Origin of the sequence: Rhizobacter sp. OV335 (genome assembly GCF_900142965.1) — a bacterium.
Lineage (GTDB): Bacteria > Pseudomonadota > Gammaproteobacteria > Burkholderiales > Burkholderiaceae_C > Rhizobacter.
The window spans coordinates 129,063-140,900 of record NZ_FRCQ01000021.1; the positions used below are offsets into that span (position 1 = coordinate 129,063).

Below are 11,838 nucleotides of genomic sequence, written 5' to 3' on the forward strand. Positions count from 1 at the left end.
TCATGAAGAAGACCCTCCTGAGCCTGGCGTTCGCCGTCGGCTTCGCGCTGCCGGCGTTCGCGCAGCAGCAGATCACCGTCGTCAACTTCGGCGGCGCGAACGCGAACGCGCAGAAGAAGGCCTACTACGAGCCGTTCGAGAAGACCGGCACCAAGGTCGTGCCGGTCGAATACAACGGCGAGCAGGCCAGGATCAAGGCCATGGTCGAGACGAAGAAGGTGACCTGGGACGTGGTCGAGGTCGAATCGCCCGACGTGGCGCGCGGCTGCGACGAGGGCCTGTTCGAGAAGCTCGACTACAGCAAGCTCGGCGGCAAGGCCGACCTGCTGCCGGCGGCGGTCAGCGACTGCGGCATCGGCATCTTCGTGTGGTCGACCGTGATGGCCTACAACGGCGACAAGCTGAAGGGCACGCCGAGCACCTGGGCCGATTTCTGGGACCTGAAGAAATTCCCCGGCAAGCGCGGCATGCGCAAGGGGGCGCGCTACAACCTCGAGTTCGCGCTGATGGCCGAGGGCGTGAAGCCGGCCGACGTGTACAAGGTGCTGGCCACCAAGGAAGGCGCCGAGCGCGCGTTCAAGAAGTTGACCGAGCTGAAGCCGAGCATCCAGTGGTGGGAGGCCGGCGCGCAGCCGCCGCAGTTCCTGGTGGCCGGCGACGTCGCGCTGACGACGGTCTTCAACGGCCGCATCGACGCCGCGAACCGTGAAGGCAAGAACCTGAAGATCACCTGGACCGGCGGCATCTACGACCTCGACTACTGGGTGATCCCGAAGGGCACGCCGAACAAGGACGCGGCCGTCCGGTTCATCGCCTTCGCGAGCACGCCCGAGGCGCAGGCCGAGTACGCGAAGAACATCGCCTACGGCCCGACCAACACCAAGGCGCTGGCGAAGCTCGATGCGAAGACGCTCGGCAACCTGCCGACCTCGCCGGCGAACTCGAAGGACGCGCTGCAGTTCAACCTGAAGTTCTGGGCCGACCAGGGCGAGGAACTGGAGAAGCGCTTCGCGTCCTGGGCCGCGCAGTGACCCTGGGACGCCGGCTGCAGGCGTTCTCGCTGACGCTGCCGCTGCTGCTGTTCCTGCTGGTGACCTTCCTGGTGCCGATCGCCGCGCTGCTGAAGCGGGCGGTCGAGAACCCGGAGGTCGCGACCGCGCTGCCGCGCACGGTGGTGGCACTCGCGGCCTGGGACCGCCACGCGGTGCCGGCGCCCGACGCCTTCGCCGCGCTGGTGGCCGACCTCGGCACGCTGCCCGACAGCTCCGATGCCGGCGCGGTGGCGCGCCGGCTCAACACCGAGGTGGCCGGCGCCCGCTCGCTGGTGATGGGCACCTACCGCGCGCTGCCGCTGGCCGGCGCACCGGATGCCGCCGGCATCCGGGCGACGCTGCTCGCGCTCGACGAACGCTGGGCCGAGCCGCGCTACTGGCAGGCGATCGCGAAGAACGGCTCGCGCTGGACACCCGACTACCTGCTCGCCGCCGTCGACCTGCGCCGCGACGCCGCCGGCCAGGTCGAGCGCATGCCCGAAGACCAGCGCGCCTTCGCCCGCATCCTCGGCCGCACCTTCGCGATCAGCGCGGTCGTCACGCTGTGCTGCCTGCTGCTCGGCTACCCGCTCGCGTGGTGGCTGTCGACGCTGCCGGCGCGCCGCGCCAACGTGCTGATGATCCTGGTGCTGGTGCCGTTCTGGACCTCGATCCTGGTGCGCGTGGCCGCATGGATCGTGCTGCTGCAATCGCAGGGCCTGGTGAACCGCGGGCTGATGGGCCTCGGCCTGATCGACGAGCCGCTGCCGCTGCTGTTCAACCGCCTGGGCGTCGTCATCGCGATGACGCACATCCTGCTGCCCTTCATGATCCTGCCGCTGTACAGCGTGATGAAGAGCGTGCCCGCCACCTACCTGCGCGCGGCCGTGTCGCTGGGCAGCCCGCCGCTGGCGGCGTTCTTCCGCGTCTACGTCCCGCAGACCTTTCCCGGCATCGGCGCCGGCGTGCTGCTGGTGTTCATCCTGTCGATCGGCTACTACGTGACGCCGGCGCTGTTGGGCGGTGCCGACGACCAGATGCTGAGCTACTACATCGCGCAGTACACCAACGTGAACATCAACTGGGGCATGGCCTGCGGGCTGGGGGCATTGCTGCTGTCGGCGACGCTGGTGCTCTATGCGGTGTACCGTCGCGTCGTCAAATCGGAGCTGAGCCTCGGATGAAGCTGCCCGTCTTTCCCGCCTACGCCACGCCGCTCGACCAGGCCGGCTGGTGGGCCGTGCGCGCGGCCTGCGTCGGCGTGCTGGCGTTCCTGCTGCTGCCGATCCTGGTGATCATCCCGCTGTCGTTCAGCGACAGCTCGTTCCTCGCGTACCCGATCCCCGGCTGGTCGCTGAAGTGGTACCAGAACCTCTTCACGTCGGCCGAATGGGCGCGCGCGACGAAGAACAGCTTCATCGTCGCGCCCGCCGCGACGGTGATCGCCACCGTGCTGGGCACGCTGGCCGCGGTGGGTCTCTCGCGCAGCGACTTCCCGTTCAAGGGCCTGCTGATGAGCCTGCTGATCGCACCGATGGTGGTGCCGATCGTCGTCGTCGGCGTCAGCACCTACCTGTTCTTCGCGAACGCCGGGCTGGCCGACAGCTACACCGCGCTGATCCTCGTGCACGCCGCGCTCGGCGCGCCCTTCGTGCTGACCACCGTGCTGGCCACGCTGCAGGGCTTCAACCAGAACCTGGTGCGGGCCAGCCTGAGCCTGGGCGAGACGCCGCTGCGCACCTTCTTCCGCATCACGCTGCCGGTGATCGCGCCGGGCGTGATCTCGGGCGCGCTGTTCGCCTTCGCGACCTCGTTCGACGAGGTGGTGGTCACGCTGTTCCTGGCCGGGCCGGAGCAGGTGACGCTGCCGCGCCAGATGTTCACCGGCATCCGCGAGAACATCACGCCGACCATCGCGGCGGTGGCGACGCTGCTGATCCTCTTCACGACCGGGCTGCTGCTCGTGCTGGAGTGGCTGCGCGGACGCAAGCGCTGACCTGAGACCCTCCCCCGCAAAGGAGACGAGACATGGACATGAAGACCTCCCCGCTGGCCACGCTGAAGGACCCCGGCCTGCTGAAGACCCATGCGCTGATCGGCGGCGAATGGGTGGCCGGCAACGCGCGCTTCGACGTGAACGACCCGGCGACGAGCCTGAAGCTGGTCGACGTGGCCAACCTCGGCGCCACCGAGACGCAGGCCGCCGTGGCGGCCGCACACCAGGCCTGGCCGGCCTGGCGCGGCATGACCGCGAAGGAGCGCGCGGCGATCCTGATGAAGTGGTTCCACCTGCTGATGGCGAATGCCGACGACCTGGCACGCATCATGACCGCCGAGCAGGGCAAGCCGCTGGCCGAGGCCAAGGGCGAGGTCGGCTACGGCGCGAGCTTCATCGAGTGGTTCGCCGAGGAATCGCGCCGCGTCTACGGCGAGACGGTGCCGACCACCGACAACGGCAAGCGCTACCTGGTGATCAAGCAGCCGGTCGGCGTGTGCGCGGCGATCACGCCATGGAATTTCCCGATCGCGATGATCACGCGCAAGGTCGCGCCGGCGCTGGCCGCCGGCTGCCCGGTGGTGATCAAGCCGGCCGAGCAGACGCCGCTGTCGGCGCTGGCGGTGGCCGAGCTGGCGCAGCGTGCCGGCATGCCGCCGGGCGTGCTGAACGTCATCACGGCCGATGGCAGCAACTCGATCGCGGTGGGCCAGGTGTTGTGCGAGAGCGATCGGGTGCGCCACCTGTCGTTCACCGGCTCGACCGAGGTCGGCCGCATCCTGATGAAGCAGTGCGCGCCGACCATCAAGAAACTGTCGCTGGAATTGGGCGGCAATGCGCCGTTCATCGTGTTCGACGATGCCGACCTCGACAGCGCGGTCGAGGGGGCGCTGGTCAGCAAGTACCGCAATGCCGGCCAGACCTGCGTCTGCGCGAACCGGCTCTACGTGCAGGACGGCGTGTACGACGCGTTCGTCGCGAAGCTGGCCGAGAAGACGAAGACGATCAAGGTCGGCAACGGCTTCGAGGCCGGCGTGACGCAGGGGCCGATGATCGATGACGCGGCGATCGAGAAGATCGAGCGGCACGTGGCCGACGCGACCGCGAAGGGCGCGAAGCTCGTGATCGGAGGGCACCGGTTCGGCACGCGCTTCTTCGAGCCGACGGTGCTGTCGGGCGCGACCAGCGAGATGCTGTGCGCGCGCGAGGAGACCTTCGGCCCGGTGGCGCCGGTGTTCCGCTTCACGACCGAGGCCGAGGCGATCGCGATGGCCAACGACACCGAGTTCGGCCTCGCGAGCTACTTCTACAGCCGCGACATCGGCCGCATCTTCCGCGTCGGCGAGGCGCTGGAGTACGGCATGGTCGGCATCAACACCGGGCTGATCTCGACCGCCGAGGTGCCGTTCGGCGGCGTGAAGCAATCGGGGCTCGGGCGCGAGGGCTCGCACCACGGGATCGACGACTACGTCGAGGTGAAGTACCTGTGCCTGGGGGACATCCAGAAGTAGTCCGTCGGCAGCTCCCGGTCAGTCGTTCGCCGCCCCCTGCGCCCCGTAGGCGCCCGCCAGCGCCGCAGCGGCGGCATGCCGCAGCAGCTCGTCGGGCTGCTGCCCGTCCTGCGGGAACTGCGCGACGCCGACGTGCGCCTTCACGCCCACCGTGATGCCGGCCACGTTGAACGGATCGCGCAGCACGCGCACCAGCTTGTCGACGACGCGCTGCGCATCGGCCGGCGATTCGGTGGACGGCAGCAGCACCGCGAACACGTCGGTGCCGAGCGACGCCACCACATCGCTCGCGCGCACCCCGCCGCGCAGCCGCACCGCGACCTTGCGGCGCACGACGTTGGCCGACTCCAGCCCGTGCGCGGCCTCGATGGCGGGGAAGCCGTCCATGCGGAACACCAGCAGGCTGACCGGTGCCGGTTCGCGCTCGCGCAGCGCCAGCACCTGGCTCAGGTGCTCGATCAGCTGGATGCGGTTCGGCAGGCCGGTCGTCAGGTCGGTCGCGTAGGCCTTGCGCGCCTCGCGCTCGCTCGCCTTGCGCGCGGCGGCCAGCCGCAGGCGCTGCGCGAGCGAGCCGAGATCGGCGTGGAACACGATGTCCTGCACGCCCGCCTCGACCAGGCGACGCGCCTGCGCATCGTCCACGGCCGGCGCCAGCACCACCAGCGCCGCATCGGCCGCGGCCACCGCGAGCGCCGGCCAGCCGAGCACCACGTCGGCCGCATCGGCGCCGAGCGCGAGCACGATCACCTCGGAATGGGCCTCGCGGGCCTCCTTGCAATCCAGGCCGGCGGCCGTGCGGACATCGAAGCCGGCGCCGAGCCGGCTTTGCAGCACGGTGGAGCCGATGTCGGCGTCGGACGGCTGGGCGTCGATCCACAGCACGCGGCAAAGGGCTTGGTTCATCGAGCGTCGCCTCCGGACTTCGTTGAGCCGCAGTTTAGCGAGCGAGATCGTCTTCGTGCGAGCGACTGCGGGCGCCTCGCTTCGGTGAGATGCGCGCGCCGCGGCCAGCGCGGACGCCTGCGTCGCCACGCTGTCGAGCAGCGCAAGCACCTGCGCACCGTCGCCCGTCTCGAGCAGATGGTCGGCCCAGACGATGAGGTGGCCCAGCTCGGCACTGATGTGGACCGGCGCGCCGCCCCGCGTGTCGCCGAGCACCACGTCGGCCGGCGACATCGCGAGCAGGCTGTCGTCGTACTCGGTCACTACGCCCGGCAGCGCCGCCGCGATGGTCAGCAGGCCCTCCTCGCTGAATTCGAGCAGCATGCGGATGTCGCCTTCCAGCATGAGTTCGCTGGCCCGGCATTCGCCGAGCGCGAGGCCACCGAGGCCCAGCTGCGCCAGCAGGCCCACGCCGCCCACTTCGTCATCCACCATCACGGTCCCCTTCATCGCCGCCAACGGTGGCAACCAAGCAGGGTACGCAGCAGGCGCGACCGGTTCGGAACCGGACGGATGGACTTCAGGGGGCCGGAGAACGGCGACTGCGTGATGCAGTGCGCGCTGGAGCGGCAGCTTGCACTGAAGCTGTCAGCCGGCGTTCTGCCCGACAAGCTCCGCGGTGCGGGCGCTCACTGAACTGCCGTTGATGATGATCTCGCCGATCGAGATCGGCAGGCTGAAGCGACGAGGCCCTGCGCTGCCAGGGTTGACGAAGAGCACGCCGCCCTTCTCTTCGACCAACGGCTTGTGCGTGTGCCCCGACACGACCACGCGGACGCCCGCTGACCCAGGATCGATGTCGAGTTCGGCAAGGTCGTGGATGGCATATGCGAAGACCTCCCCGAACTGGATGAATTCCGCGACCGCCAGCGCTTCGGCCCAGGCGCCCTTGTCGTTGTTGCCCCGCACGGCGGTGACCGGGGCGATGCGGGAAAGCTCGTCAAGGGTGCTCGCATTGCAGATGTCGCCGGCATGAATGATGTGGTGGCAACCACGCAAGAAGGCCGTTGCCTCGGGCCTGAGGAGATTGTGGGTGTCCGAGATGAGGCCGATGCGCAGCATGGTCGACATGTCAGGCGACCGCGTCGAGTTCGATCCGGTACCGCAGCCCCGGTGTTCCGCCGAACTGCGCGGGCTTCGTGAAGCGCTCATGCAACCGGCCGCCGTTGGCCGCGATCACCCGCTGCGAGGCGATGTTCTCCGGGTCCGTCGTGATCTCGACGAAGCGCAGGCCCTCCGCCCTGGCTTGCGGCAGCAGCAAGCCGAGCGCGCGGGTGGCGTACCCGCGCCCTCGCTTCCACGGAACCACGGCATAACCGATGTGCCCGAGGCAGTGTGGCGGCAGCGCCTGCGTTCCGCGCTGCCAGCGCAAGCCGATGGCGCCGCAGAACTCCCCGTCCCACAGCCAACGCCGGAAACCGGGAAGGCGCGGCACCGTCGAGCCGTCCGGCAGCGTGACGTCGGCACCCTTCGCCTCACGGTCGACCAGACGGGCCAGAAAGGCTTCACCGTCACGCCGGATCGCGGCCAGTTCCTCGTCGGCCGCCGCTTGGCCGCGAACGTTGTCCGCGGACCATCCGCGTTCGAGTGCCGCCACGTAACCGGGCAGGTGAGCGGCGGACGGCCAGACGAGGCTCAACGGTGACGGCACGACAGCGCCTGGTGGACGGACGTAGCAGTTGTCGAACTCCGCCTCCTCCACCAGCACGAAGCCGTGCCGTGCGTAGAAGCGGTTCGAATCGCTGCCGCGCAAGGCCCCGACACACAACGCGGCGCCCACTGCATCGGCCTCGGCGAAGACCCGCGCCAGCACCACGGCACCGACGCCCTTGCCCTGGTGCAGCGGACGGACGTAGAGATGGTCCAACAGCAGGCCCTGCTCGTGCGGCTTGACCACCACGAAGCCGACCCGCTCATCGCCGAGCACGACATGGCGCGTGTGTTCCGGCGAGAAGCCGGACAGGAAGCGCTGCCGCGCCCTCGCCGCGTCGAAGCGCCCCGCTCGCTCCAGGCTCTCGCGCATCGCTTCGATCCGCAAGGCCACCAGCGCGTCGGCGTCGTCGGCGTGGGCCTGGCAAAAGGCGATGGATTCTTCCATCCGGAAATCTCCGATCGGTCATTGGGTGTAAGCGTCATCTTCTCATCCGCTCGCACGGAACTGCAGTCTCAACGTCTCGCGGAGATCGTTTGCTCGGGATGCCAGAATCCAGCGAATGAACACCGCCGCCACACACGCCCACGAAGACGAACCGTCGACCGTCGACGCCACCCGCACCGACGACACCCGCATCGGTGCCGTGCGTGCGCTGATCAGCCCGGCGCTGCTGCTGGAAGAGCTGCCGGCCCCGGACCGGGCACTCGATGTGGTGGCGCGCGTGCGGCAGGAGATCGGCGCCGTGCTGCATGGCCGCGACGACCGGCTGCTGGTGGTGGTCGGCCCCTGCTCGATCCACGACCACGACCAGGCGATGGACTATGCGCGGCTGCTGAAGACCGCCCGCGATGAACTCAGCCGCGACCTGCTCATCGTGATGCGCGTCTACTTCGAGAAGCCGCGCACCACGGTCGGCTGGAAGGGCTACATCAACGACCCGCGCCTGGACGGCAGCTTCCACATGAACGAGGGCCTGCGCCTGGCCCGCCAGCTGCTTCTGGACGTGAACGGCCTGGGCCTGCCGGCCGGCACCGAGTTCCTGGACCTGCTGTCCCCACAGTACATCTCCGACCTGATCGCCTGGGGCGCCATCGGCGCCCGCACGACCGAGAGCCAGAGCCACCGCCAGCTGGCGTCGGGCCTGTCGTGCCCGGTCGGCTTCAAGAACGGCACCGACGGCGGCATCAAGGTCGCGAGCGACGCCGTGCTCGCCGCGCGCTCGGCGCACGCCTTCATGGGCATGACGAAGATGGGCATGGCCGCGATCTTCGAGACCCGCGGCAACGAGGATTGCCACGTCATCCTGCGTGGCGGCAAGGTCCCCAACTACGACGCGGCATCCGTCGGCGCTGCCTGCGAAGGGCTCAAGGCCTCGGGGCTGCGCGAGCAGGTGATGATCGACTTTTCGCACGCCAACTCCAGCAAGAAGTACGAGCGCCAGGTCGATGTCGGACGCGACGTGGCCGGCCAGATCGCCGGCGGCGACGAGCGCATCACCGGCGTCATGATCGAGAGCCACCTGCAACCGGGTCGCCAGGACCTGCTGGCGGGCCAGACCAAGGCCGATCTCCAGCCCGGCGTGTCCATCACCGACGCCTGCCTGGGCTGGACGCAGACGGAACCCCTGCTTCGCGAGCTGAGCGCGGCGGTTCGGACTCGCCGAGGGCTGAGGAGCCGGTCGGACGCGAACTGAATCGCCAGGGGAATGGTGCCTACCCCGCCAGGAATCCTCCGTCGGTCGCCAGCACATGACCCACGACATAGCGCGCCTCATCGGACATCAGCCAGATCGCGGCGGCGGCCACTTCTTCGGGATGACCCATTCTGCGCAGCGGCAGGCCGGCCGCGACGGTGCGCATGTCCGCAATGCCGGATGAAAGCATCATGTCCGTGAGCACGCGTCCCGGCGCGACCGCGTTGATTCGAATCCCTGCAGGCGCATATTCCATCGCGGCCGAGCGCGTGAGCGAGTTGGCTGCCGCCTTCGACGCGCTGTAGAGCGACAGTCCCGCATTGGGATTGCGGATCCCGCTCACGCTGGTGTTGTTGACGATCGTGCCGCCTCCACTCGCCAGCATGGCTGTAATCGCATGGCGCATGGAATGAAAGAGTGCTCGCACATTCGTGTCGAACACGCGGCAGTACACCTCGTCGCTTTGCGCCACCAACGGGCCTCGGCGTTCCTGACAGCCCGCGTTGTTGAACACGGCGTCCAGCCTGCCGAAGCGGGCGTGTGCCTGCTGGAGCGTCGAGACGATGTCGTGCTCACGGGTCGCATCGGCCGCGACGAAGAGGCATTCGGCACCGCGCTCACGGACCTCGACCGCGAGTGACTGGCCGAGTTCCTCCCGGCGGCCCGTCACGACCACGGCGGCGGCGCCTTCCGCGGCCATTCGCAGCGCTGTCGCACGACCGATCCCGCTCGTGGCTCCGGTGACCAGGCACACCCGGCCCTTCAGGCGGCCCGAGGGGGGAAGGTCCGGAGCAGTGCCGGCGAGTTCCTCGATGGCTGGCGTCGAACTCATGGTCGCCTCCTCGCGAAACGCTGTTCCAGAATTCCCTTGCCCCACTGGGTGGCAGGCCGCTCTTCCTCGCAGACGAAGCCATGCGACTCACAGAGATGCCGACCGGCAGACGAACCATTGATGGCCCACAGGCGGGTTTCAGCGAATCCCTGGCCGTCGGCGAAGTCCAACGCGCTGGCCAGCAGCTTGCGCCCCACCCCGCTGCCGCGGGTTCCGTCATCCACGATGAACCAGCGCAGGTGCGCGACGCCGGCGCCCGGCTCATCGCCGTCGATGGCAACCGAGCCGACGATGTCGCCAGCTTGATGGGCCGTCCAGATGGCATTCCTGGGTTTGCCGAGCCTGTCGCAGAAATCCGCCAGCCCTGCCGCCACAACGGACTCGAAGCGTTGTCCGAAGCCGGGCTCTCTTGCGCAGTGCAGCGCATGCATCTGGGTGATCCTGGCGATGAGCCCGGGCTGATAGCCCGGCATCACCTCGACCGTTGACGGATCGGGGCGCGTCTCCTGCACGCCCGCGAGCGCCTCGCTGTAGAGCCGCAGGCCGTCAAGCACGGTGTGGTGCTGGCCGCGCGTCAGGCGGCCCAATGCGTCCGCGACTTGCCCACGCGCGTGAGCGTGGATCGCCGCCACGCGCCGCCGACCCACCGGGGTCAGCGAGAGCAGCTTGATCCGACTGTCGTGGCTGCAAGGCGCCTCGCAGACATCGCCCGAGTCCACCAGCTTGCGCAGCATCCGGCTGACGCTGGATTTTTCCAGGCGCAGGCGCACGCCCAGGTCCCTGGCACTGACTTCGCCGGCATCGATTTCGATCAGGGCATGGACAGCGGACGGCGACAGGTCCGCGCCCGCGAATCGGCCGCCCATGAAACCCCAGTCGCGCGCCATGGAACGCGAGGCGGCCCGGATCTCCTCGACCAGGGAACGCTCCGGTTTCACGACATCGCCCATGTCCATATGGTTGCACGATACAACCATATGAGCAGGTCATGCAACTGAACCCTGCGTCGAGGTTCAATGGATCATTCCAAGCCCTGTGCTCGCTGGAGCTTGATTGAGCGGATTCTTCCCACCAATCGTCCCAACGGCCTCGCAGGCAAAGAGCCCTTGAGACGACGGGCAACGGCGAACATCGCCGCATCGAGCCCAACTGCCCAGAAACCAGAAGGAAGTCGACCACAGCTGTGCAGCGGTTGCCGCCGGTCGATCGGGACAGTCGAGCGGCCGCCTCGTAGCGACGGAGCAGACGGCGCGATGTGTCGACGACAGCACGGCGAAACGCGGAGGTATTTGACGCAGCTGAGGCCCGTGACACTCCTCGATCAAGCTCTGTTGAGCGCCTGCTCTCAGGAGCTGCGAAGTAGAGCTATCGACCCATAGCCGCCCTCCGAGGTGCCGAGATGCTCGGCCGCGAACCGGGCATTCGCCGAGGGCGGCCGTGGAGGCCTGCATCGACCCAAAGCGGGAGTTGGCACGGGCTGAGCAAGGCTACGGAAAGCGGACCTTCAGCGTTTGAAATGAGAGGCTCGCCCCGGCTTGCCGGGACTGGTCCTCTCGATGAAAGGGTTAGGCCGCCCGCCCGCCTGTCACCGGACTTTGGTGCTCGAACGCCTATGACTGTGGTTCGACATGATCAAGAAGCAGTTCATAGTTCTCAAGAACGATGCCAATTGCCCCTTCGGTTCTGCTCCCGTCTTCACCGACTTCATCGTGATAGACGCGATAGAGGGGGCCGTTTCGGCCATCGCTGACTCGGATGAAATAGGGATTGCCACTTCCACTTAGGCAACCAGCGACCGGTGCGTAGCCTTCAGGAGCGACAACGATGCCAGGATAGAAGTTTTCGCCTTCGTCCATGGATTCTTCTTCAGTGAAGAAGGTCAGGTTCGCACCGATGCCGGTTTCATCTACCCTCTCCCCGAAGCGGCAGTCTTTCCCGCGCAAGTGGTTCGCGTTGAGAAAGTCGATCCAATACTGAGGAAGCATTTCGTGCGGCCAAACGTCTGAGTTCAGAGGACCCATTCTGGTCGAGACCGGACTTCAGCGAGTCACGCCCGATCCAGGTAGCAGCTCAAGATCTGAGCTTTGAGATATGCCTCGTTCCTGTCGATCGTCTGCTGTGCTTGGTCAAACTCAACCCACTAGAAGCACTCAGGCCCCTTCAAGGTTTCGATCGGCTC

Annotated in this window: 11 protein-coding genes; 5 read left to right on the plus strand and 6 right to left on the minus strand. The window is 67.8% G+C overall.

All coding sequences use genetic code 11. The annotated features are described in order from the left end of the window. Positions 1 to 2: 2 nt before the first annotated feature. From BUE42_RS20900 to BUE42_RS20915, 4 genes are read left to right on the plus strand one after another with little or no spacing between them, the layout of a single operon-like run. Positions 3 to 1,031 (plus strand): ABC transporter substrate-binding protein, encoded by a 1,029-nt coding sequence (locus tag BUE42_RS20900; RefSeq protein ID WP_073467222.1) that lies wholly within the window; start codon positions 3 to 5, stop codon positions 1,029 to 1,031. Next, positions 1,028 to 2,215: an ABC transporter permease gene (locus tag BUE42_RS20905; RefSeq protein ID WP_369822981.1), complete on the plus strand. Its 1,188-nt coding sequence runs from the start codon at positions 1,028 to 1,030 to the stop codon at positions 2,213 to 2,215. Before BUE42_RS20900 ends, BUE42_RS20905 begins: the two co-directional genes overlap by 4 nt. Continuing rightward, the gene (locus tag BUE42_RS20910) at positions 2,212 to 3,027 is read left to right on the plus strand and encodes an ABC transporter permease (RefSeq protein WP_073467224.1); all 816 of its coding nucleotides are present in this window, start codon (positions 2,212 to 2,214) and stop codon (positions 3,025 to 3,027) included. The genes BUE42_RS20905 and BUE42_RS20910 overlap by 4 nt, the downstream gene beginning before the upstream one ends. Positions 3,028 to 3,059: 32 nt before the next feature. Continuing rightward, positions 3,060 to 4,538, plus strand: coding sequence for an NAD-dependent succinate-semialdehyde dehydrogenase (locus tag BUE42_RS20915; RefSeq protein ID WP_073467225.1), 1,479 nt, complete (start codon positions 3,060 to 3,062; stop codon positions 4,536 to 4,538). An 18-nt stretch (positions 4,539 to 4,556) separates the two neighbouring features. Here BUE42_RS20915 and BUE42_RS20920 read toward each other — a convergent pair whose 3' ends face one another. The 3 genes from BUE42_RS20920 to BUE42_RS34315 form a co-directional block, all read right to left on the minus strand. Beyond that, positions 4,557 to 5,915 (minus strand): diguanylate cyclase domain-containing protein, encoded by a 1,359-nt coding sequence (locus tag BUE42_RS20920; protein ID WP_143171664.1) that lies wholly within the window; start codon positions 5,913 to 5,915, stop codon positions 4,557 to 4,559. Positions 5,916 to 6,068: 153 nt separating this feature from the next. Beyond that, the gene (locus tag BUE42_RS20925; RefSeq protein WP_073467241.1) at positions 6,069 to 6,542 is read right to left on the minus strand and encodes a metallophosphoesterase family protein; all 474 of its coding nucleotides are present in this window, start codon (positions 6,540 to 6,542) and stop codon (positions 6,069 to 6,071) included. A gap of 10 nt (positions 6,543 to 6,552) precedes the next feature. Continuing rightward, on the minus strand, positions 6,553 to 7,578 hold the full coding sequence (locus BUE42_RS34315; protein WP_369822982.1) for a GNAT family N-acetyltransferase: 1,026 nt from the start codon (positions 7,576 to 7,578) through the stop codon (positions 6,553 to 6,555). A gap of 115 nt (positions 7,579 to 7,693) precedes the next feature. On the opposite strand from BUE42_RS34315, the gene BUE42_RS20940 reads away from it, so the two are divergent. Next, positions 7,694 to 8,827 (plus strand): 3-deoxy-7-phosphoheptulonate synthase, encoded by a 1,134-nt coding sequence (locus BUE42_RS20940; protein WP_073467227.1) that lies wholly within the window; start codon positions 7,694 to 7,696, stop codon positions 8,825 to 8,827. 19 nt (positions 8,828 to 8,846) lie between these two features. On the opposite strand, the gene BUE42_RS20945 is transcribed toward BUE42_RS20940, so the two are convergent. The 3 genes from BUE42_RS20945 to BUE42_RS32500 all read right to left on the minus strand — a co-directional run bounded on the left by BUE42_RS20945 (position 8,847) and on the right by BUE42_RS32500 (position 11,680). Continuing rightward, positions 8,847 to 9,659 (minus strand): SDR family NAD(P)-dependent oxidoreductase, encoded by an 813-nt coding sequence (locus tag BUE42_RS20945; RefSeq protein WP_083614350.1) that lies wholly within the window; start codon positions 9,657 to 9,659, stop codon positions 8,847 to 8,849. Next, entirely contained in the window at positions 9,656 to 10,609 is a 954-nt protein-coding gene (locus BUE42_RS20950) for a bifunctional helix-turn-helix transcriptional regulator/GNAT family N-acetyltransferase (RefSeq protein ID WP_073467243.1), read from the minus strand. The genes BUE42_RS20945 and BUE42_RS20950 overlap by 4 nt, the downstream gene beginning before the upstream one ends. A gap of 660 nt (positions 10,610 to 11,269) precedes the next feature. Next, positions 11,270 to 11,680 (minus strand): hypothetical protein, encoded by a 411-nt coding sequence (locus tag BUE42_RS32500; RefSeq protein WP_159445472.1) that lies wholly within the window; start codon positions 11,678 to 11,680, stop codon positions 11,270 to 11,272. Positions 11,681 to 11,838 lie beyond the last annotated feature (158 nt).

What these genes read in the sequence shown, in the direction of transcription:
- BUE42_RS20900 (WP_073467222.1), top strand. Translation starts at nt 3, where the DNA reads ATGAAGAAGACCCTCCTGAGCCTGGCGTTCGCCGTCGGCTTCGCGCTG.
- BUE42_RS20910 (WP_073467224.1), top strand. Translation starts at nt 2,212, where the DNA reads ATGAAGCTGCCCGTCTTTCCCGCCTACGCCACGCCGCTCGACCAGGCC.
- BUE42_RS20915 (WP_073467225.1), top strand. Translation starts at nt 3,060, where the DNA reads ATGGACATGAAGACCTCCCCGCTGGCCACGCTGAAGGACCCCGGCCTG.
- BUE42_RS20920 (WP_143171664.1), bottom strand. Translation starts at nt 5,915, where the DNA reads ATGGTGGATGACGAAGTGGGCGGCGTGGGCCTGCTGGCGCAGCTGGGC.
- BUE42_RS20925 (WP_073467241.1), bottom strand. Translation starts at nt 6,542, where the DNA reads ATGCTGCGCATCGGCCTCATCTCGGACACCCACAATCTCCTCAGGCCC.
- BUE42_RS34315 (WP_369822982.1), bottom strand. Translation starts at nt 7,578, where the DNA reads ATGGAAGAATCCATCGCCTTTTGCCAGGCCCACGCCGACGACGCCGAC.
- BUE42_RS20940 (WP_073467227.1), top strand. Translation starts at nt 7,694, where the DNA reads ATGAACACCGCCGCCACACACGCCCACGAAGACGAACCGTCGACCGTC.
- BUE42_RS20945 (WP_083614350.1), bottom strand. Translation starts at nt 9,659, where the DNA reads ATGAGTTCGACGCCAGCCATCGAGGAACTCGCCGGCACTGCTCCGGAC.
- BUE42_RS20950 (WP_073467243.1), bottom strand. Translation starts at nt 10,609, where the DNA reads ATGGGCGATGTCGTGAAACCGGAGCGTTCCCTGGTCGAGGAGATCCGG.
- BUE42_RS32500 (WP_159445472.1), bottom strand. Translation starts at nt 11,680, where the DNA reads ATGGGTCCTCTGAACTCAGACGTTTGGCCGCACGAAATGCTTCCTCAG.